This window comes from Enterococcus sp. DIV2419 (genome assembly GCF_051711865.1).
GTDB lineage: Bacteria > Bacillota > Bacilli > Lactobacillales > Enterococcaceae > Enterococcus > Enterococcus faecalis.
Window position 1 is genome coordinate 162,458 of the sequence record NZ_JBIONS010000001.1, and the last position, 19,728, is coordinate 182,185.

30 protein-coding genes are annotated in these 19,728 nt (G+C 39.6%); 29 read left to right on the forward strand and 1 reads right to left on the reverse strand.

Annotation, left to right across the window (positions count from 1 at the left end; all coding sequences use genetic code 11):
• Nucleotides 1-23: 23 nt before the first annotated feature.
• Nucleotides 24-704 carry a ribose-5-phosphate isomerase RpiA gene (rpiA, locus tag IGI97_RS00720; protein ID WP_438737798.1) on the reverse strand — a complete coding sequence of 227 codons (681 nt, stop codon included), beginning with the start codon at nt 702-704 and terminating at the stop codon, nt 24-26.
• A 344-nt stretch (nt 705-1,048) separates the two neighbouring features.
• On the opposite strand from rpiA, the gene rpsL reads away from it, so the two are divergent.
• The 29 genes from rpsL (at nt 1,049) to IGI97_RS00865 (ending at nt 19,670) form a co-directional block, all read left to right on the forward strand.
• Nucleotides 1,049-1,462, forward strand: coding sequence for a 30S ribosomal protein S12 (rpsL, locus tag IGI97_RS00725; RefSeq protein WP_002356190.1), 414 nt, complete (start codon nt 1,049-1,051; stop codon nt 1,460-1,462).
• 55 nt (nt 1,463-1,517) lie between these two features.
• Nucleotides 1,518-1,988, forward strand: a complete 471-nt coding sequence (gene rpsG, locus IGI97_RS00730; RefSeq protein ID WP_002356191.1) for a 30S ribosomal protein S7 — start codon at nt 1,518-1,520, stop codon at nt 1,986-1,988.
• Nucleotides 1,989-2,071: 83 nt separating this feature from the next.
• A complete protein-coding gene (gene fusA, locus IGI97_RS00735; protein ID WP_002356192.1) occupies nt 2,072-4,153 on the forward strand; it encodes an elongation factor G in 2,082 nt (693 codons plus the stop codon).
• 150 nt (nt 4,154-4,303) lie between these two features.
• On the forward strand, nt 4,304-5,491 hold the full coding sequence (gene tuf, locus IGI97_RS00740) for an elongation factor Tu (protein ID WP_002356194.1): 1,188 nt from the start codon (nt 4,304-4,306) through the stop codon (nt 5,489-5,491).
• Nucleotides 5,492-5,672: 181 nt separating this feature from the next.
• Nucleotides 5,673-6,497, forward strand: a complete 825-nt coding sequence (thiD, locus tag IGI97_RS00745; RefSeq protein ID WP_438737800.1) for a bifunctional hydroxymethylpyrimidine kinase/phosphomethylpyrimidine kinase — start codon at nt 5,673-5,675, stop codon at nt 6,495-6,497.
• Between the two features lie 271 nt (nt 6,498-6,768).
• Nucleotides 6,769-7,935, forward strand: a complete 1,167-nt coding sequence (locus IGI97_RS00750) for an SAM-dependent methyltransferase (protein ID WP_002389616.1) — start codon at nt 6,769-6,771, stop codon at nt 7,933-7,935.
• Between the two features lie 348 nt (nt 7,936-8,283).
• Nucleotides 8,284-8,592, forward strand: coding sequence for a 30S ribosomal protein S10 (gene rpsJ / locus IGI97_RS00755; protein WP_002389727.1), 309 nt, complete (start codon nt 8,284-8,286; stop codon nt 8,590-8,592).
• A 21-nt stretch (nt 8,593-8,613) separates the two neighbouring features.
• Complete coding sequence (rplC, locus tag IGI97_RS00760; RefSeq protein WP_002356199.1) at nt 8,614-9,243, forward strand: 50S ribosomal protein L3; 630 nt, start codon at nt 8,614-8,616, stop codon at nt 9,241-9,243.
• A 25-nt stretch (nt 9,244-9,268) separates the two neighbouring features.
• Nucleotides 9,269-9,892, forward strand: coding sequence for a 50S ribosomal protein L4 (gene rplD, locus IGI97_RS00765; protein ID WP_002356200.1), 624 nt, complete (start codon nt 9,269-9,271; stop codon nt 9,890-9,892).
• Nucleotides 9,892-10,182: a 50S ribosomal protein L23 gene (locus IGI97_RS00770; protein WP_002356203.1), complete on the forward strand. Its 291-nt coding sequence runs from the start codon at nt 9,892-9,894 to the stop codon at nt 10,180-10,182. Before rplD ends, IGI97_RS00770 begins: the two co-directional genes overlap by 1 nt.
• 39 nt (nt 10,183-10,221) lie before the next feature.
• Complete coding sequence (rplB, locus tag IGI97_RS00775) at nt 10,222-11,052, forward strand: 50S ribosomal protein L2 (protein WP_002356204.1); 831 nt, start codon at nt 10,222-10,224, stop codon at nt 11,050-11,052.
• 42 nt (nt 11,053-11,094) lie between these two features.
• Complete coding sequence (rpsS, locus tag IGI97_RS00780; protein WP_002356205.1) at nt 11,095-11,373, forward strand: 30S ribosomal protein S19; 279 nt, start codon at nt 11,095-11,097, stop codon at nt 11,371-11,373.
• A 21-nt stretch (nt 11,374-11,394) separates the two neighbouring features.
• Nucleotides 11,395-11,742 carry a 50S ribosomal protein L22 gene (rplV, locus tag IGI97_RS00785; protein WP_002356206.1) on the forward strand — a complete coding sequence of 116 codons (348 nt, stop codon included), beginning with the start codon at nt 11,395-11,397 and terminating at the stop codon, nt 11,740-11,742.
• 66 nt (nt 11,743-11,808) lie between these two features.
• Entirely contained in the window at nt 11,809-12,465 is a 657-nt protein-coding gene (gene rpsC, locus IGI97_RS00790; RefSeq protein ID WP_413555824.1) for a 30S ribosomal protein S3, read from the forward strand.
• Nucleotides 12,466-12,467: 2 nt separating this feature from the next.
• On the forward strand, nt 12,468-12,902 hold the full coding sequence (gene rplP / locus IGI97_RS00795) for a 50S ribosomal protein L16 (RefSeq protein ID WP_002356208.1): 435 nt from the start codon (nt 12,468-12,470) through the stop codon (nt 12,900-12,902).
• Nucleotides 12,892-13,080 (forward strand): 50S ribosomal protein L29, encoded by a 189-nt coding sequence (rpmC, locus tag IGI97_RS00800; protein WP_002383858.1) that lies wholly within the window; start codon nt 12,892-12,894, stop codon nt 13,078-13,080. Before rplP ends, rpmC begins: the two co-directional genes overlap by 11 nt.
• Nucleotides 13,081-13,103: 23 nt before the next feature.
• Complete coding sequence (gene rpsQ / locus IGI97_RS00805) at nt 13,104-13,370, forward strand: 30S ribosomal protein S17 (RefSeq protein WP_002359348.1); 267 nt, start codon at nt 13,104-13,106, stop codon at nt 13,368-13,370.
• A 57-nt stretch (nt 13,371-13,427) separates the two neighbouring features.
• A complete protein-coding gene (rplN, locus tag IGI97_RS00810) occupies nt 13,428-13,796 on the forward strand; it encodes a 50S ribosomal protein L14 (RefSeq protein WP_002356211.1) in 369 nt (122 codons plus the stop codon).
• Nucleotides 13,797-13,831: 35 nt separating this feature from the next.
• Nucleotides 13,832-14,143: a 50S ribosomal protein L24 gene (rplX, locus tag IGI97_RS00815; protein ID WP_002356212.1), complete on the forward strand. Its 312-nt coding sequence runs from the start codon at nt 13,832-13,834 to the stop codon at nt 14,141-14,143.
• 25 nt (nt 14,144-14,168) lie between these two features.
• Nucleotides 14,169-14,708 carry a 50S ribosomal protein L5 gene (rplE, locus tag IGI97_RS00820; RefSeq protein WP_002356213.1) on the forward strand — a complete coding sequence of 180 codons (540 nt, stop codon included), beginning with the start codon at nt 14,169-14,171 and terminating at the stop codon, nt 14,706-14,708.
• A gap of 18 nt (nt 14,709-14,726) precedes the next feature.
• On the forward strand, nt 14,727-14,912 hold the full coding sequence (locus IGI97_RS00825) for a type Z 30S ribosomal protein S14 (protein WP_002356214.1): 186 nt from the start codon (nt 14,727-14,729) through the stop codon (nt 14,910-14,912).
• Nucleotides 14,913-14,947: 35 nt separating this feature from the next.
• Nucleotides 14,948-15,346: a 30S ribosomal protein S8 gene (rpsH, locus tag IGI97_RS00830; protein ID WP_002356215.1), complete on the forward strand. Its 399-nt coding sequence runs from the start codon at nt 14,948-14,950 to the stop codon at nt 15,344-15,346.
• 31 nt (nt 15,347-15,377) lie between these two features.
• Nucleotides 15,378-15,914 carry a 50S ribosomal protein L6 gene (rplF, locus tag IGI97_RS00835; protein ID WP_002356217.1) on the forward strand — a complete coding sequence of 179 codons (537 nt, stop codon included), beginning with the start codon at nt 15,378-15,380 and terminating at the stop codon, nt 15,912-15,914.
• A gap of 160 nt (nt 15,915-16,074) precedes the next feature.
• Entirely contained in the window at nt 16,075-16,431 is a 357-nt protein-coding gene (gene rplR, locus IGI97_RS00840) for a 50S ribosomal protein L18 (RefSeq protein WP_002356218.1), read from the forward strand.
• A 20-nt stretch (nt 16,432-16,451) separates the two neighbouring features.
• On the forward strand, nt 16,452-16,952 hold the full coding sequence (gene rpsE / locus IGI97_RS00845) for a 30S ribosomal protein S5 (RefSeq protein WP_002356219.1): 501 nt from the start codon (nt 16,452-16,454) through the stop codon (nt 16,950-16,952).
• A gap of 14 nt (nt 16,953-16,966) precedes the next feature.
• Entirely contained in the window at nt 16,967-17,146 is a 180-nt protein-coding gene (gene rpmD, locus IGI97_RS00850; RefSeq protein WP_002356220.1) for a 50S ribosomal protein L30, read from the forward strand.
• 47 nt (nt 17,147-17,193) lie between these two features.
• The gene (gene rplO / locus IGI97_RS00855; RefSeq protein ID WP_002356221.1) at nt 17,194-17,634 is read left to right on the forward strand and encodes a 50S ribosomal protein L15; all 441 of its coding nucleotides are present in this window, start codon (nt 17,194-17,196) and stop codon (nt 17,632-17,634) included.
• The gene (gene secY, locus IGI97_RS00860; protein WP_002359350.1) at nt 17,635-18,933 is read left to right on the forward strand and encodes a preprotein translocase subunit SecY; all 1,299 of its coding nucleotides are present in this window, start codon (nt 17,635-17,637) and stop codon (nt 18,931-18,933) included.
• Nucleotides 18,934-19,019: 86 nt separating this feature from the next.
• Entirely contained in the window at nt 19,020-19,670 is a 651-nt protein-coding gene (locus IGI97_RS00865) for an adenylate kinase (RefSeq protein WP_142957523.1), read from the forward strand.
• Nucleotides 19,671-19,728 lie beyond the last annotated feature (58 nt).

The window sequence follows — 19,728 nt, forward strand, 5'->3', positions numbered from 1 at the left end:
AAATAATCTTTTTTCACACATTCTTAACGTGCGGGAACATGTAAGGTTTTCGGTCCATCTTCATAACCGACGATTACCATAGAAACCATATTTAAAAATAAGCCGTGTTCAACGACGCCAACCAAGTTGTCTAAATAAGAACCTAAAGCTTCTGGATCTGTAATTTTTTCTAAATGCAAATCGATGATATGGTGGCCTCCATCTGTTATTAATGTTTCGCCAGCAGCGTTTAAACGAAGTGTTGGGCGATAGCCTTTTTCTTCAAATAAATGCACTAGTTGGCGGCTGCCATAAGGAACAACCTCAACTGGAAGTGGGAAAGCCCCTAAATCGTCCACCATTTTTGATTTATCCACAATCCAAATACATTTCTTTGAATAAGTGGCCACAATTTTTTCAAAAAGTAAGGCAGCGCCACCGCCTTTGATTCCTTGAAAATCAGCGCTGATTTCATCGGCGCCATCAATCGTAAGATCTACATACGGAACCTCATCAATACTTTTTAAAGGAATGCCCAAGGCCAAGGCTTGTTTCTCTGTTTCTTTTGAAGTAGTAACCCCTACGATTGACAATCCTTCTTCTTTTACGCGACGACCAATTTCGTCTACCATAAATTTTGCTGTTGAGCCAGTACCCAAACCGACAATCATGCCGTCTTCTACATATTTTGCAGCTTCGATTCCTACCATTTGTTTCAGATTCATCGCTGTTTTCCGCCCCCTTCAATAGTCAAAGATATTGTACCGTTATTTAACTAAAAAAGATAGAAAGTTTTTGAAAAAGTCATAAAAATTTTTAAAGGAAAAGTACGTTTAAATAGAAGGAAAAGTTTTTTTTCGAAAGGCGAAAGAAGAGGGTTGACAGTTGATACTTATCGTGGTATCCTAACAAAGGTGCTTTATCTACAGGTTCCTTATAGGGACGTGCTGACTGTCTATCAAAGCATATTTGATAAAGAGTGCAGAGATTGCATTATTTTTTATCGCGAAAAAAGAACCACCTGGATGTGTGGAACTAGAAGCGAAGTAAGGAAGGAGGAGAACAAGGAATGCCTACAATTAACCAATTAGTACGTAAACCTCGTAAATCTAAAGTAGAAAAATCTGATTCACCAGCCTTAAACAAAGGATATAACAGTTTTAAGAAAACTCAAACAAACGTTAACTCTCCGCAAAAACGTGGAGTTTGTACACGTGTGGGTACGATGACACCTAAAAAACCGAACTCAGCTTTACGTAAATATGCCCGTGTTCGTTTGTCAAACTTAATCGAAGTTACAGCTTATATCCCAGGTATCGGTCACAACTTACAAGAACACAGCGTGGTATTATTACGTGGTGGACGTGTAAAAGACTTACCAGGGGTACGTTACCATATCGTTCGTGGTGCGCTTGATACTGCCGGTGTTAACGACCGTAAACAAAGCCGCTCTAAATACGGTACAAAACGTCCTAAAGCTTAATTATAATAAGACAATAACAACTTGAAAAATCATATTTCGGAAGGAGGAGTTACGGATGCCTCGTAAAGGTCCTGTTGCAAAACGTGATGTTTTACCAGATCCAATTTATAACTCAAAATTAGTAACTCGCTTAATCAACCGTGTAATGGTTGACGGTAAACGCGGGATTGCTGCTAACATTATCTATAATTCATTTGATATCATCAAAGAATCTACAGGTAACGATCCATTGGAAGTTTTTGAACAAGCAATGAAAAACGTTATGCCTGTTCTTGAAGTTAAAGCACGTCGTGTTGGGGGTTCTAACTACCAAGTACCAGTTGAAGTTCGTCCAGAACGTCGTACAACTTTAGGTTTACGTTGGGTAGTTAACTACGCACGTCTACGTGGTGAACACACAATGGAAGAACGTCTAGCGAAAGAAATCATGGATGCTGCTAACAACACTGGCGCTTCTGTTAAAAAACGCGAAGACACACACAAAATGGCAGACGCAAACCGCGCATTTGCTCATTATCGTTGGTAAGATCCTCTCTGTCTGTCGCGTAAAGTGGCAGCAGAAAGTCAATTTACAATCGATTTAAATAAAGAGAGGAGTAAACATACAAAATGGCAAGAGAATTTTCACTTGAAAAAACTCGTAACATTGGTATCATGGCCCACGTTGATGCTGGTAAAACAACAACAACTGAGCGTATCTTGTACTACACTGGTAAAATCCATAAAATCGGTGAAACCCATGAAGGTGCTTCACAAATGGACTGGATGGAACAAGAACAAGAACGTGGTATCACGATTACATCCGCTGCGACAACTGCACAGTGGAAAGGCTACCGTGTAAATATCATCGATACTCCAGGACACGTGGACTTCACAATTGAAGTACAACGTTCTCTACGCGTATTAGATGGTGCGGTAACAGTTCTTGACTCTCAATCAGGTGTAGAACCTCAAACAGAAACTGTTTGGCGTCAAGCGACTGAATATAAAGTTCCTCGTATTGTATTCTGTAACAAAATGGATAAAATCGGTGCGGACTTCTTCTATTCAGTAGAATCATTACATGATCGTTTACAAGCAAACGCTCATCCAATTCAAATTCCAATCGGAGCTGAAGAAGACTTCACTGGAATCATTGACTTGATTAAAATGAAAGCTGAAATCTACACAAATGATTTGGGAACAGATATTCAAGAAACTGATATTCCTGAAGATTATTTAGAAAAAGCGCAAGAATGGCGCGAAAAATTAGTTGAAGCTGTTGCTGAAACTGACGAAGACTTAATGATGAAATATCTTGAAGGTGAAGAAATCACTGAAGAAGAATTAGTCGCTGGTATCCGTCAAGCAACAATCAACGTTGAGTTCTTCCCTGTATTAGCTGGTTCAGCATTCAAGAATAAAGGGGTTCAATTAATGTTGGACGCTGTTCTTGATTACTTACCATCTCCATTAGATATCGATGCTATCAAAGGGATCGATACTAAAACAGACGAAGAAACAACTCGTCCAGCTGATGACGAAGCACCTTTCGCTTCATTAGCATTTAAAGTTATGACTGACCCATTCGTAGGTCGTTTAACTTTCTTCCGTGTTTATTCTGGTGTCCTTGAAAGTGGTTCATACGTATTGAACGCTTCAAAAGGCAAAAAAGAACGTATCGGTCGTATCCTACAAATGCACGCCAACACTCGTCAAGAAATTGACAAAGTGTACTCTGGTGATATCGCTGCTGCTGTTGGTCTAAAAGACACAACAACTGGTGATACATTATGTGCATTAGATGCACCAGTTATTCTTGAATCTATTGAATTCCCTGACCCAGTTATCCAAGTCGCTGTTGAACCTAAATCAAAAGCTGACCAAGATAAAATGGGCGTGGCTCTACAAAAACTTGCTGAAGAAGATCCATCATTCCGCGTTGAAACAAACGTTGAAACTGGTGAAACAGTTATCTCTGGTATGGGTGAATTGCACTTAGACGTTTTAGTAGACCGTATGAAACGTGAATTCAAAGTTGAAGCTAACGTAGGTGCTCCTCAAGTATCTTACCGCGAAACATTCCGTGCTGCGACTAAAGCAGAAGGTAAATTCGTTCGTCAGTCTGGTGGTAAAGGACAATACGGTCACGTATGGGTTGAATTTACACCAAATGAAGAAGGTAAAGGCTTCGAGTTTGAAAACGCAATTGTCGGTGGTGTGGTTCCTCGTGAATACATCCCAGCAGTTGAAAAAGGGTTAGAAGACTCTATGAACAACGGTGTTCTTGCTGGTTATCCATTAGTTGATATCAAAGCAAAACTTTACGATGGTTCATACCACGATGTCGATTCAAATGAAACGGCCTTCCGTGTAGCTGCTTCTATGGCATTGAAAGCTGCGGCTAAAAATGCAAACCCAGTTATTTTAGAACCAATGATGAAAGTTACAATTACTGTTCCTGAAGATTACTTAGGTGATATCATGGGACACGTAACAAGTCGTCGTGGACGTGTTGAAGGTATGGAAGCACACGGTAACTCTCAAATCGTTAATGCGATGGTACCTTTAGCTGAAATGTTTGGTTATGCTACAACATTACGTTCAGCAACACAAGGACGCGGTACATTTATGATGGTATTTGACCACTATGAAGACGTACCTAAGTCTGTTCAAGAAGAAATCATCAAGAAAAACGGCGGCAACGCATAATTTTCCTTGAGAATAAAAGGTTTGTTTTTAGAACTATCCTTTTTTCAAGATTTCGTGTAAAATAGCTTATGATGATCAGACGATTTTTAGTAACGTCTATCACATATAAAACAAACAATAAAATTTATATTTTTAGGAGGAACATTCAAAATGGCAAAAGAAAAATTTGACCGTTCTAAATCCCATGTTAACATTGGTACTATCGGACACGTTGACCATGGTAAAACTACATTAACAGCTGCAATTGCTACTGTATTATCAAAACACGGTGGCGGGGAAGCACAAAGCTACGATTCTATCGATAACGCTCCAGAAGAAAAAGAACGTGGAATCACAATCAACACTTCTCATATCGAATATGAAACTGAAACTCGTCACTATGCACACGTTGACTGCCCAGGACACGCGGACTACGTTAAAAACATGATCACTGGTGCTGCTCAAATGGACGGAGCTATCTTAGTAGTTTCTGCTGCTGATGGTCCTATGCCTCAAACACGTGAACATATCTTATTATCACGTAACGTTGGTGTACCATACATCGTTGTATTCTTAAACAAAATGGATATGGTTGATGACGAAGAATTATTAGAATTAGTAGAAATGGAAGTTCGTGACTTATTATCAGAATACGATTTCCCAGGCGATGATGTTCCAGTTATCGCAGGTTCTGCTTTGAAAGCTTTAGAAGGCGACGAGTCTTATGAAGAAAAAATCTTAGAATTAATGGCTGCAGTTGACGAATATATCCCAACTCCAGAACGTGATACTGACAAACCATTCATGATGCCAGTCGAAGACGTATTCTCAATCACTGGACGTGGTACTGTTGCTACAGGCCGTGTTGAACGTGGTGAAGTTCGCGTTGGTGACGAAGTTGAAATCGTTGGTATTAAAGACGAAACATCTAAAACAACTGTTACAGGTGTTGAAATGTTCCGTAAATTATTAGACTACGCTGAAGCAGGCGACAACATCGGTGCTTTATTACGTGGTGTAGCACGTGAAGATATCGAACGTGGACAAGTATTAGCTAAACCAGCTACAATCACTCCACACACAAAATTCAAAGCTGAAGTATACGTATTATCAAAAGAAGAAGGCGGACGTCACACTCCATTCTTCACTAACTACCGTCCTCAATTCTACTTCCGTACAACAGACGTTACTGGTGTTGTAGAATTGCCAGAAGGTACTGAAATGGTAATGCCTGGTGATAACGTTGCTATGGACGTTGAATTAATTCACCCAATCGCTATCGAAGACGGAACTCGTTTCTCTATTCGTGAAGGCGGACGTACTGTAGGTTCAGGCGTTGTTACTGAAATCGTTAAATAATTAACTTTTTAACTATAGCTTTAACCAGCGTAAAAAACTGGGGTATTCGGACGTAAGGCCAGAGAATTTATTCTCTGGTCTTTTTTTTGTTTAGAAATTGGCTGGCTAAAAAATAAGCCAATTGGCTGTTTTAGCAGACTTGTTTCTTCCGTATACTTGGAGAAAAAGGTTAGGTGATTTAATGGAAAAAGTATTGACGATTGCAGGCTCCGATTCAACTGGAGGGGCAGGGATTCAAGCAGATTTAAAAACATTTGAAGAGTATGGAGTTTTTGGGTTTTCAAGTTTAACCTCGATTGTGACGATGGATCCTACGACAGGCTGGTCGCATGAAGTGACTGAATTGCCAGAAACGCTCTTAGAAAAACAATTGATTTCGGTTTTTGCAGGCGGTCCAGTAGCGGCCTTGAAAACAGGGATGATGGGCAATGAACAAAACATTAAAATGGCTAGCAAATACATTAAACAAGAGAAAATTCAAAAAGTCGTGATTGACCCAGTCATTGCTTGTAAGGGCACGGCACAAATTCTGCAACCAAAAAGTGTGGAAGGCCTAAAAAACGATTTACTGCCATTAGCATTAGTTGCTACGCCTAATTTAATTGAAGCGGGCATCTTATCTGGTTTAGGCGAAATTTCTTCCGTGGCGGAGATGGAAGAAGCGGCAAAACGAATTGTACAAATGGGAGCCAAACATGTCGTGGTTAAAGGGGGACATCGCTTAGCTGGTGAAAAAGCACTGGACTTGTTTTACGATGGTCACACCGCGCATCTTTTGGAAAATGAATTATATCCTGCTGATTATAATCATGGTGCAGGTTGTACTTTTTCAGCGGCAATCACAGCTGGCTTGGCGAAAGGTTATTCGGTGTTAGAAGCAGTAACTTTAGCAAAAAAATTTGTAGCGGCGGCGATTAAACACGGTATTCAAGTTAATCCTTATGTGGGGCATGTGTGGCATGGTGCATACACTTATGCGGAACAACGGATGCGTAAGAAAGAATAATATTTAGAACTAGAGGAGTCTGTCAAGGACTGGCTCTAGTTTTTTTGTGATAAAGAATAACAATAGTAGGTATTACGTTAAAAGAATGTTCAAATTTTTAAAAGAGGAGTAGAATAGAACTGTAATTGCAAAAAAAGAAGCGGAACATAGAAGGGGTGTTAACTTTTCTGTGCTTCAGTTTAGAACGGACTGTGGTGTTTGTTTTGACGAACTACCGGAAAGCGACTTCTTTTTGTTTTGGCTTCAAATGGTATTTAATGGAGGGAATGCAATGTTAGAAAAAGAAACGTACAGTCAACTGTTTAAATGGTCTTTTTCAAAAAAGACACAAGTCACATACTGGGATGGTACCGTCAAAGAGTATGGGCAAGGGTCGGGGGATCCGGTTTTTAAAATTGTATTCAATGAAAAAATTCCTGTGAAGGATTTACTGAATAACGCTTCGTTAACTTTAGGGGAAGCCTACATGGATCGCAAAATTGAAATCGAAGGCGATATCCAAGCATTGATTTATGATGTGTATAACCAAAAGGATAGCTTTTTACACAATGCTAAATTTATTAAATGGCTTCCTAAAGAAAGTCATTCAAAAAAACGTTCACAAGAGGATATTCACAGCCATTACGATCTAGGAAATGATTTTTACAAAAAATGGCTTGACCAAACAATGACGTATTCATGTGCTTATTTTAAAACGCCTGAAGATACATTAGAACAAGCGCAAGTGAATAAAGTTCATCATATTTTAGATAAATTGTTTATCAAAGAGGGCGACACTTTACTGGATATTGGCTGCGGCTGGGGCACGTTAATTTTAACTGCGGTGAAAGAATATGGAGCCAAAGCAACTGGGATTACATTAAGTGAAGAGCAATTTCATCATATTCGCCATATTATAGAAAAAGAAGGTCTACAAGATCGAATGACTGTCAAATTGATGGATTATCGTGATTTAAAAGGAGAGTCTTTTGACCATATTACGAGTGTCGGGATGTTTGAACATGTCGGTGCGGAAAATCTACATGAATATTTTGATGTCGTTCAGCGAAATTTAGCGCCTAAAGGTACGGCGTTGATTCATGGGATCAGTCGCCAACAAGGCGGGGCTAAAAATGCTTGGATTAATCGTTATATTTTTCCAGGTGGCTATATTCCTGGTGTCACTGAGCTAGTCGGCCATATGACAGAAAACGACTTGCAAGTGATTGACTTGGAAAGTTTGCGCAGAGATTATCAATTGACGTTGGAACATTGGACAAAAAACTTCCATAATATAGAAACAGAAATTGTTGACGAAAAAGGCGAGCGCTTCTATCGAATGTGGGACTTATATTTGCAAGCATGTGCAGCCTCATTCCAAGCAAGCAATATTGATGTTATTCAATATTTATTGGTTCATCCAGATAACAATGATATTCCAATGCGCCGGATTGGTTAATAGAATAAAAAAGAGAGAATTTGAGATTCTGGTAAAAAAGGAATCTCAAATTCTTTTTTTATAAAAATAGAATGAAAAGAATTGAAAAACAAAACAAATGCTTTTCAAAACAAGAAAAAATTCTTTCAAAAAAACGCAGAAAATCCTTGCTAACACTATCCTTTCATAGTATAATCAAAAAGGTGCTGTTTACAGGAGTGTAAAAAGCATTGGTAGATCAACGATTTGATTTGCCGGCTGTGAAGCGAGAGGTTGCGACACGCTCGGACGCTTTGCCATGAACGAGCATGCCGGATAAATTTTCGTGGAGCTATGTCTACTTTTAAAATAGGCGAAGGAGGGAACAAGATGGCAAAACAAAAAATTCGTATCCGTTTAAAAGCGTATGAACACCGTATTTTAGATCAATCAGCGGATAAAATTGTGGAAACAGCAAAAAGAACTGGAGCTGACGTATCAGGTCCGATTCCATTACCAACAGAACGCTCACTTTACACAGTTATTCGTGCGACTCATAAATACAAAGATTCTCGCGAACAATTCGAAATGCGTACTCACAAACGTCTAATTGACATTGTGAACCCAACACCAAAAACAGTTGACGCTCTAATGAAGCTTGACTTACCGTCTGGTGTTAATATTGAAATCAAACTATAAAATTAAGATGGAGGTGTACTCATGACCAAAGGAATCTTAGGGAAAAAAGTGGGAATGACACAAATCTTTACTGAGTCTGGTGAATTAATTCCAGTAACAGTAGTTGAAGCTACGCCAAACGTAGTTTTACAAGTAAAAACTGTTGAAACTGACGGATACGAAGCTATCCAAGTTGGTTACCAAGACAAACGTGAAGTTTTATCAAACAAACCTGCGAAAGGTCATGTTGCAAAAGCAAACACGGCTCCTAAGCGCTTCATTAAAGAATTCAAGAATGTTGAGCTAGGAGAATATGAAGTAGGTAAAGAAATCAAAGTAGATGTTTTCCAAGCAGGAGACGTTGTTGATGTTACAGGTACTACGAAAGGTAAAGGATTCCAAGGGGCAATCAAACGTCACGGCCAAAGCCGCGGACCTATGTCTCATGGTTCTCGTTATCACCGTCGTCCTGGGTCAATGGGTCCAGTAGCGCCTAACCGTGTATTTAAAAATAAACGACTAGCCGGCCGTATGGGTGGCGACCGCGTAACAATTCAAAACCTTGAAGTTGTTAAAGTGGACGTAGAAAGAAATGTTATCTTAATCAAAGGAAACATTCCTGGAGCGAAAAAATCTTTAATCACAATCAAATCAGCTGTGAAAGCTAAATAAGTGTAGGGAAAGGAGGAACTAAGGAATGCCGAATGTAGCATTATTCAAACAAGATGGAACTCAAAACGGTGAAATCACTTTAAATGAAGAAATCTTCGGAATCGAACCTAATGAAAGTGTTGTCTATGATGCAATCATCATGCAACGTGCTTCATTAAGACAAGGAACACACGCAGTTAAAAACCGTAGCGCTGTTCGTGGCGGTGGCCGCAAACCATGGCGTCAAAAAGGAACTGGTCGTGCTCGTCAAGGTTCAATCCGTTCACCACAATGGCGTGGAGGTGGCGTAGTCTTTGGACCAACACCGCGTTCATACAGCTACAAACTTCCTAAAAAAGTTCGTCGCTTAGCAATGAAATCTGTATTATCAGACAAAGTTGCTGAAAATAACTTGGTAGCAGTAGAAGGTTTAAGCTTCGATGCACCAAAAACAAAAGAATTCAAACAAGTTCTTGCTAACTTGTCTATCGATACTAAAGTATTAGTTGTTTTAGAAAATGGTAACGACTTTGCAGCTTTATCAGCTCGTAACTTACCAAACGTTTCTGTAGTAACTTCTGATAACGTTAGTGTGTTAGATGTTGTGTCAGCTAACAAAGTCTTGGCAACACAAACAGCTCTTACTCAAATTGAGGAGGTGCTTGCATAATGGAATTACTAGACGTAATCAAACGCCCAGTGATCACTGAAAAATCCATGTTAGCTATGGACGAAAAGAAATATACTTTCGAAGTGGACACTCGCGCAAACAAAACTTTAGTAAAACAAGCTGTTGAATCAGCATTCGATGTTAAAGTAGCAAACGTAAACATCTTAAACGTGCGTCCAAAATTCAAACGCATGGGTAAATATGCAGGTTATACAAAAAAACGTCGCAAAGCGATCGTTACATTAACTGAAGATTCAAAAGAAATTCAATTATTCGAAGCTGCTGAATAAGCAGTCCTGAACAATATCAACGTAGGAGGGAAATAAGACGTGGCGATTAAAAAGTACAAACCTACCACAAATGGCCGTCGTAACATGACAAGTTCTGATTTCGCTGAAATCACAACTTCAACACCAGAAAAATCATTGTTACAGCCATTAAAAAACAATGCCGGTCGTAACAACAACGGTCGCATTACGGTTCGTCACCAAGGTGGCGGTCACAAACGTCAATACCGTGTGATTGACTTCAAACGTAATAAAGATAACGTCGCAGCGGTTGTTAAAACGATCGAGTACGATCCAAACCGTTCTGCTAACATCGCGTTAGTTCATTACGAAGACGGGGTTAAGGCATACATCTTAGCACCAAAAGGATTAGAAGTAGGCATGCGCCTAGTATCTGGTCCAGAAGCAGATATTAAAGTAGGTAACGCATTACCATTGGAAAACATTCCAGTTGGTACAGTTATCCACAACATTGAAATGAAACCTGGTAAAGGTGGACAATTAATCCGTTCGGCTGGAACAAGCGCGCAAGTACTTGGTAAAGAAGGCAAATACGTATTAATCCGCTTAAACTCTGGCGAAGTTCGTATGATCTTAGCAACTTGCCGTGCAACAATCGGTTCAGTTGGTAACGAACAACACGAATTAATCAACATTGGTAAAGCTGGCCGCTCTCGTTGGATGCGTAAACGCCCAACTGTTCGTGGTAGCGTAATGAACCCTAACGATCACCCACACGGTGGTGGTGAAGGTAAAACACCAATTGGACGTAAAGCGCCAGTATCTCCATGGGGTCAACCAGCAATTGGATACAAAACACGTAATAAAAAAGCTAAATCAGACAAACTTATCGTTCGTCGTCGTACTAAATAATTTTTTTGACCATGTGTCGTACATTTTGAGAGGAGGTTCACCATGGGTCGTAGTTTAAAAAAAGGACCTTTCGTCGATGATCATTTGATGAAAAAGGTCGAAGCACAACAAGGTGCCGAAAAGAAAAAAGTAATTAAAACTTGGTCTCGCCGCTCTACAATTTTTCCATCATTCGTAGGTTTCACAATCGCTGTATATGATGGACGGAAACATGTCCCTGTTTACATTCAAGAAGACATGGTAGGACATAAATTAGGTGAATTTGCACCAACTAGAACTTATCGTGGCCACGTTGCTGACGATAAAAAAACTAAACGCTAATTTTGAGGGGAGGATATGCAAATGTCAGAACAAATTACATCAGCTAAAGCAACTGCAAAAACAGTTCGCACTTCACCTCGTAAAGCACGTTTAGTAATCGATCTTATCAGAGGGAAAAGCGTTGCGGATGCAATTTCAATCTTGAAATTCACACCGAACAAGTCTGCTGGAATCATTGAAAAAGTTTTAATGTCAGCAGTTGCTAACGCAGAAAACAACTTTGACTTAGACGTTGAAAGCTTAGTCGTATCTGAAGCATTTGTTAACGAAGGACCAACAATGAAACGTTTCCGTCCTCGTGCAAAAGGTTCAGCTTCACCAATCAACAAACGTACTAGTCACATCACAGTAGTTGTAACAGAGAAATAAGTCTCATGAAATAGGCTGTTTTCTTTATGAAAACAGAGCTTAAACATTTAAGAGGAGGGACAATCAGTGGGTCAAAAAGTACATCCAATTGGAATGCGTGTAGGCATCATCCGCGACTGGGATGCGAAATGGTATGCTGAAAAAGAGTATGCTGAATTCTTACACGAAGATTTAAGAATCCGTAAATTTATCACAACAAAACTTGCTGATGCTGCTGTATCTACAATTGAAATCGAACGCGCTGCAAACCGTGTTAACATTTCAATTCACACAGCTAAACCAGGTATGGTTATCGGTAAAGGCGGATCTGAAGTCGAAAACCTAAGAAAAGAATTAAACAAATTAACTGGCAAACGAGTTCACATCAACATCGTTGAAATCAAAAAACCAGATTTAGATGCAAAATTAGTAGGCGAAGGAATTGCACGTCAATTAGAAAACCGTGTTGCTTTCCGTCGTGCTCAAAAACAAGCCATCCAACGCGCAATGCGTGCTGGCGCTAAAGGAATCAAAACTCAAGTATCAGGTCGTCTAAACGGTGCGGATATCGCTCGTTCAGAAGGATACTCTGAAGGAACTGTACCACTTCACACATTACGTGCGGACATTGATTACGCATGGGAAGAAGCGGACACTACTTACGGAAAACTAGGAGTTAAAGTGTGGATCTATCGTGGAGAAATTCTTCCAACGAAAAAAAACACTGAGAAAGGAGGGAAATAATCATGTTAGTACCTAAACGTGTAAAACACCGTCGTGAATTCCGCGGAAAAATGCGCGGTGAAGCTAAAGGCGGAAAAGAAGTAGCATTTGGTGAATGGGGTTTACAAGCAACTGAATCTCACTGGATTACTAACCGTCAAATCGAAGCAGCCCGTATTGCAATGACTCGTTACATGAAACGTGGCGGGAAAGTATGGATTAAAATTTTCCCTCACAAGTCTTACACAAGTAAAGCTATCGGCGTACGTATGGGTAAAGGTAAAGGGGCACCAGAAGGCTGGGTATCACCAGTTAAACGTGGTAAAATCATGTTTGAAATCGCAGGCGTTCCTGAAGAAGTAGCTCGTGAAGCTCTTCGTCTTGCATCTCACAAATTGCCGGTAAAAACTAAGATCGTAAAACGTGAGGAAATGGGTGGTGAATCGAATGAAGGTTAAAGAAATCAGAGAATTAACCACTGCCGAAATGCTAGATAAAGAAAAACAATTAAAAGAAGAATTGTTCAACTTAAGATTCCAATTAGCAACAGGTCAATTAGAAAACACTGCACGTATTAAAGAAGTACGTCAATCGATTGCACGCATCAAAACAGTATTGCGTGAACAAGCTAACTAATAGTGGAAGGAGGCCAAACGCGTATGACTGAAGAAAGAAATCAACGTAAAGTTTACCAAGGTCGCGTGGTATCAGACAAAATGGATAAAACAATCACAGTTGTCGTTGAAACAAAGAAAAACCACCCTATCTATGGCAAACGTATGAAATATTCTAAAAAATATAAAGCGCATGATGAAAACAACACAGCGAAAGTTGGAGACATCGTAAAAATCATGGAAACTCGTCCATTATCAGCTACAAAACGTTTCCGTTTACTAGAGGTAGTCGAAGAAGCAGTTATTATCTAATAAAACGAGAATTTCCTAATAGATTGAAGCACAAAATCTGAAAGGGGGATACACATCGTGATCCAACAAGAAAGTCGTTTAAGAGTCGCTGACAATTCTGGCGCACGTGAAATTTTAACGATCAAAGTCCTAGGCGGATCTGGTCGTAAAACTGCTAACATCGGTGACGTTATTGTTGCTACTGTCAAACAAGCAACGCCAGGTGGGGTTGTTAAAAAAGGTGAAGTAGTTAAAGCCGTTATCGTTCGTACAAAATCTGGCGCTCGTCGTGCTGACGGTTCTTACATCAAATTTGATGAAAATGCTGCGGTAATTATCCGTGACGATAAAAGCCCACGCGGAACACGTATCTTCGGACCAGTTGCACGTGAATTACGTGAAAACAACTTCATGAAGATCGTTTCTCTAGCACCAGAAGTATTATAATCTCGAGCCCACGTTAAAGGAGGTGCGAAACAGTAATGTTTGTTAAAAAAGGCGATAAAGTAAAAGTTATCACTGGTAAAGATAAAAACAAAGAAGGCGTTGTCTTAGCAGCGTTTCCTAAACAAGATAAAGTTATCGTTGAAGGTGTCAACGTCGTTAAAAAACACCAAAAACCAAACCAAGCAGCCCCACAAGGTGGAATCCTTGAAGTGGAAGCGCCAATTCATGTTTCTAATGTAATGGTGATTGATCCTTCAAACGGAGAAGCTACTAAAGTTGCGTTTAAAGAAGTCGACGGCAAAAAAGTCCGCGTTTCTAAAAAAACAGGTGAAGTTTTAGATAAATAAAAATTGCGGAAGGAGGGCTTACTGAATGAACCGCCTGAAAGAAAAATATATTAAAGAAGTAACACCATCATTGGTGGAAAAATTTAATTACAGCTCAGTTATGCAAACACCTAAAGTTGATAAAATCGTTATCAACATGGGTGTGGGTGATGCAGTATCAAATGCTAAAAACTTAGACAAAGCTGTTGAAGAATTAGCATTAATCACTGGTCAAAAACCACTTATCACAAAAGCTAAAAAATCTATCGCTGGATTCCGTTTACGTGAAGGAATGCCAATCGGTGCGAAAGTAACGCTACGCGGCGAAAGAATGTACGAATTTTTAGATAAATTAGTAACAGTTTCTTTACCTCGTGTACGTGACTTCCACGGTGTCAGCAAAAAAGCTTTCGATGGTCGTGGTAACTATACTTTAGGTATTAAAGAACAATTAATCTTCCCAGAAGTTGATTATGATTTAGTAGATAAAGTACGCGGTATGGACATCGTAATTGTTACAACAGCGAACACTGACGAAGAGTCTCGCGAATTGTTGGCACAATTAGGTATGCCATTCCAAAAATAATATAAGGAGGCGAACTACGTGGCTAAAAAATCAATGATTGCTAAAAACAAACGTCCTGCTAAACATTCAACACAAGCTTATACTCGTTGTGAACGTTGTGGACGTCCACATTCAGTTTATCGTAAATTTCATCTTTGCCGTATTTGCTTCCGCGAACTTGCCTATAAAGGTCAAATTCCCGGCGTGAAGAAAGCTAGCTGGTAAACAAGTAAACTCGCATAAAGGAGGTAAATAGTTCAATGGTCATGACAGATCCAATTGCAGATTTTCTAACTCGCATTCGTAATGCGAACATGGTTAAACATGAAACTTTAGAAGTACCTGCTTCAAAAATCAAACGTGATATCGCAGAAATCCTGAAACGTGAAGGATTTATCCGCGACGTAGAATACATCGAAGATGACAAACAAGGCGTAATCCGTGTTTTCCTAAAATATGGTAAAAACGAAGAACGTGTTATCACAAACTTAAAACGTATTTCTAAACCAGGTTTACGTGCATACGTAAAAGCTGACGAAGTACCAAAAGTATTAAACGGTCTAGGAATTGCAATCATCTCTACATCAGAGGGTGTAATTACTGACAAAGAAGCTAGAGCGAAAAATATCGGCGGCGAAGTAATCGCCTACGTATGGTAATTCTAAAAAATACACAAGGAGGTGTCTCTAAGTGAGCCGTATTGGTAATAAAGTTGTTGTTCTTCCTGCTGGTGTTGAAATCAAGCAAGACGGAAACAACATTACAGTTAAAGGACCTAAAGGTGAATTAACACGCGAATTTTCTTCTGATATCAAAATGAACATCGAAGGAAACGAAGTGACATTCACTCGTCCAAACGATTCAAAAGAAATGAAAACAATCCACGGAACAACTCGTGCAAACTTCAACAACATGGTTGTTGGTGTTTCTGAAGGTTTCCAAAAAGCACTTGAACTTATCGGGGTCGGATACCGTGCCCAAGTACAAGGCAACAAATTAACTTTAAACGTTGGTTATTCTCATCCTGTCGAAATGACAGCACCAGAAGGCGTAACATTTGAAGTACCTGCGAACACACAAGTTATCGTTAAAGGCATCAACAAAGAAGTTGTTGGTGAATTAGCTGCTAACATCCGTGGCGTTCGTCCTCCAGAACCTTATAAAGGCAAAGGGATTCGCTATGTTGGTGAATTTGTACGCCGTAAAGAAGGTAAAACTGGTAAATAATAACAGCTGTGTAGAAAACAGAAGTCAACAACAAGCAACTGTCATTTTATGGGATTTTTCCAATAAAATGCTTTTGTCTTGTCTGCCAGCTTCTCTTTTCCGTAATCTGCTGACTGCTTGAAATATTAGTAGTAAACATTAAATCAAAGAGGTGAAAATTGTGATTACAAAACCAGATAAAAACAAAACACGTCAAAAGAGACATCGTCGTGTACGTAACAAAATCTCTGGTACTGCTGAGTGCCCACGCTTGAACATTTTCCGTTCTAACAAAAACATCTACGCGCAAGTCATTGATGACGTAGCGGGTGTGACGCTAGCAAGTGCCTCTGCCTTGGATAAAGAAATTTCAGGTGGAACAAAAACAGAAACAGCTGCAGCTGTTGGTAAACTAGTTGCTGAACGTGCCGCTGAAAAAGGCATCAAAAAAGTAGTCTTCGACCGTGGTGGATACCTTTACCATGGCCGCGTGCAAGCTTTAGCTGAAGCTGCTCGTGAAAATGGACTAGAATTTTAGGAGAAGGAGGAACACCATTCATGGTTTATATTGATCCAAAACATTTGGAATTAGAAGACCGCGTTGTAGCGATCAACCGTGTAACAAAAGTTGTTAAAGGTGGACGTCGTTTACGTTTCGCAGCTTTAGTTGTTGTCGGTGACAAAAACGGACACGTTGGTTTCGGTACTGGTAAAGCACAAGAAGTACCTGAAGCTATCCGTAAAGCAATCGAAGACGCGAAGAAAAACTTAGTTGAAGTGCCTATGGTTGGTTCTACTATCCCGCACGAAGTAATTGGCGTATTCGGTGGCGGCCGTATCCTTATGAAACCTGCAGTAGAAGGTTCTGGGGTAGCTGCTGGTGGACCAGTTCGTGCCGTATTGGAATTAGCTGGTGTAGCAGATATTACATCTAAATCACTAGGTTCAAACACACCTATTAACGTTGTTCGCGCAACTGTTGAAGGTCTAAAACAATTAAAACGTGCCGAAGAAGTGGCAGCACTTCGCGGTAAATCTGTAGAAGAAATTATCGGTTAAGGAGGACAAAAATAATGGCTGAATTAAAAATTACTTTAAAACGCAGTGTTATCGGACGTCCTCAAAACCAACGTGCTACAGTTAAAGCGTTAGGTTTAGGTAAAGTGAATAGTACTGTTACAAAACCTGCCAATGAAGCAATCAAAGGTATGGTTAACACTATTTCACATTTAGTGGACGTAGAAGAAGTTTAAGATTTATAGATTTGTAATAGAAGATTGCTTAAGGAGGTGCCAAACCTATGAAACTTCATGAATTAAAACCTGCTGAGGGCTCACGCCAAGTACGTAACCGTGTTGGACGTGGTACTTCATCTGGTAATGGTAAAACAGCTGGCCGTGGACAAAAAGGGCAAAAAGCCCGTTCAGGCGGTGGTGTTCGTTTAGGATTTGAAGGGGGTCAAACTCCATTATTCCGTCGTTTACCAAAACGTGGGTTTACAAACATTAATCGTAAAGATTACGCTGTTGTGAACTTAGATACTTTAAACCGTTTTGAAGATGGAACAGAAGTAACTCCTGTTGTCCTAAAAGAAGCAGGAATCGTTAAAAACGAAAAAGCGGGAATCAAAGTTCTTGCAGATGGTGAGTTAACGAAAAAATTAACTGTGAAAGCAGCTAAATTCTCGAAATCAGCACAAGAAGCTATCGAAGCTGCTGGTGGTTCAATCGAGGTGATCTAATTGTTCAAGCTATTAAAGAACGCCTTTAAAGTCAAAGACATTAGATCAAAAATCTTATTTACAGTTTTAATCTTGTTTGTATTTCGCCTAGGTGCGCACATTACTGTGCCCGGGGTGAATGCAAAGGGATTGTCTGATTTAAGTAGCTTACCCTTTTTGAATATGTTGAATATGGTGAGTGGTAGTGCCATGCAAAACTTCTCTATCTTCTCGATGGGGGTTTCGCCATACATTACAGCCTCTATTATTATTCAACTATTGCAAATGGATATTGTACCTAGATTTGTAGAATGGTCAAAACAAGGGGAAGTTGGGCGTAAGAAATTAAATCAAGCAACAAGATATCTAACGATTGTCTTGGGTGTGGCTCAGTCAATGGGGATCACTGCTGGTTTTAATAGCTTAAGTCAAACTGGGATTGTCAACAATCCAACCTTAGGTACCTTTGTGATGATTGCAGTTATTTTAACTGCTGGGACGATGTTTGTGACTTGGATGGGTGAACAAATTACAGAAAAAGGAATCGGAAATGGTGTTTCAATGATTATCTTTGCCGGGATTATTTCTCGTTTGCCAGGAGCAGTCAAAGAAATCTATGAAGATTACTTCGTCAATATCGAGTCTTCTCGTATTTGGCAATCTGTTATTTTCATTGCAATCTTAGTTATTGCTATTTTGGTGATTGTTACAGTCGTAACGTTCTTCCAACAAGCAGAACGTAAGATTCCAATCCAATATACAAAACGTGTTTCTGGTGCACCAACAAGTAGTTATTTACCGTTAAAAGTAAATGCTGCTGGGGTTATTCCAGTTATCTTTGCCAGCTCGTTAATTGCAACACCAAATGCCATTTTACAAGCTTTCTCATCAAAATTCGCTGGTGAAAATTGGTATGACATTATGACAAAAATCTTTAGTTATAACACAGTTCCAGGGGCAATCATCTATACTGTCCTAATCGTTGCGTTTACGTTCTTCTATGCATTTGTTCAAGTAAACCCTGAGAAATTAGCGGAAAACTTACAAAAACAAGGAAGCTACATTCCAAGCGTGCGACCAGGTAAAGGTACAGAAGAATATGTATCTGGCGTGTTAATGAGATTAAGTGTTGTCGGCTCAATTTTCCTAGGACTTGTTGCTTTACTTCCAATCATTGCGCAAATGGTTTGGAACTTACCTCAATCAATCGGTTTAGGTGGAACAAGTTTACTAATCGTTATCGGGGTTGCATTAGAAACAACGAAACAATTAGAAGGATTAATGATGAAACGTCAATATGTCGGCTTTATCAATAAGTAAGAATCGAGTGTTGAGGTTTTACCTCAGCACCATTCTCACATATGGCTAGCTTCATAAGCCGGTCTTTAAAATTAGGAGGAGAATATATGAACCTCATTTTAATGGGATTACCTGGAGCAGGTAAAGGCACCCAAGCAGAAAAAATCATTGATACGTATGGCATTCCACATATTTCTACTGGAGATATGTTCCGTGCAGCAATGAAAAATGAAACTGCCTTGGGCCTAGAAGCGAAATCTTATATCGATAAAGGTGAACTGGTTCCTGACGAAGTAACAAACGGAATTGTTAAAGAACGCCTTGCTGAACCAGATACAGACAAAGGATTCCTATTAGATGGTTTCCCACGTACACTGGATCAAGCAAAAGCATTAGATATAATGCTTAAAGAATTAAACAAAAAAATTGATGCTGTCATTGACATCCATGTAGAAGAAGATGTATTAATCGAGCGTTTAGCTGGACGATTCATCTGTCGCACATGTGGCGCAACGTATCATAAATTATTCAACCCGCCAAAAGTTGAAGGCACTTGTGATCGCTGTGGCGGACATGAATTCTACCAAAGAGAAGATGATAAGCCCGAAACGGTTAAAAATCGTTTGGCAGTCAACATTGAAAGTAGCGCACCAATCTTAGCTTTCTATAAAGAACAAGGCTTGATGCATACAATCGATGGCAATCGCGAAATCGATACTGTTTTTTCTGATGTGAAAAAAATCATTGACGAAAACTAATTTCCAATTGCCCGCAGTTTAACCCTGTTGTTGTATTCAGTTTCTCTTGCCAAAACAT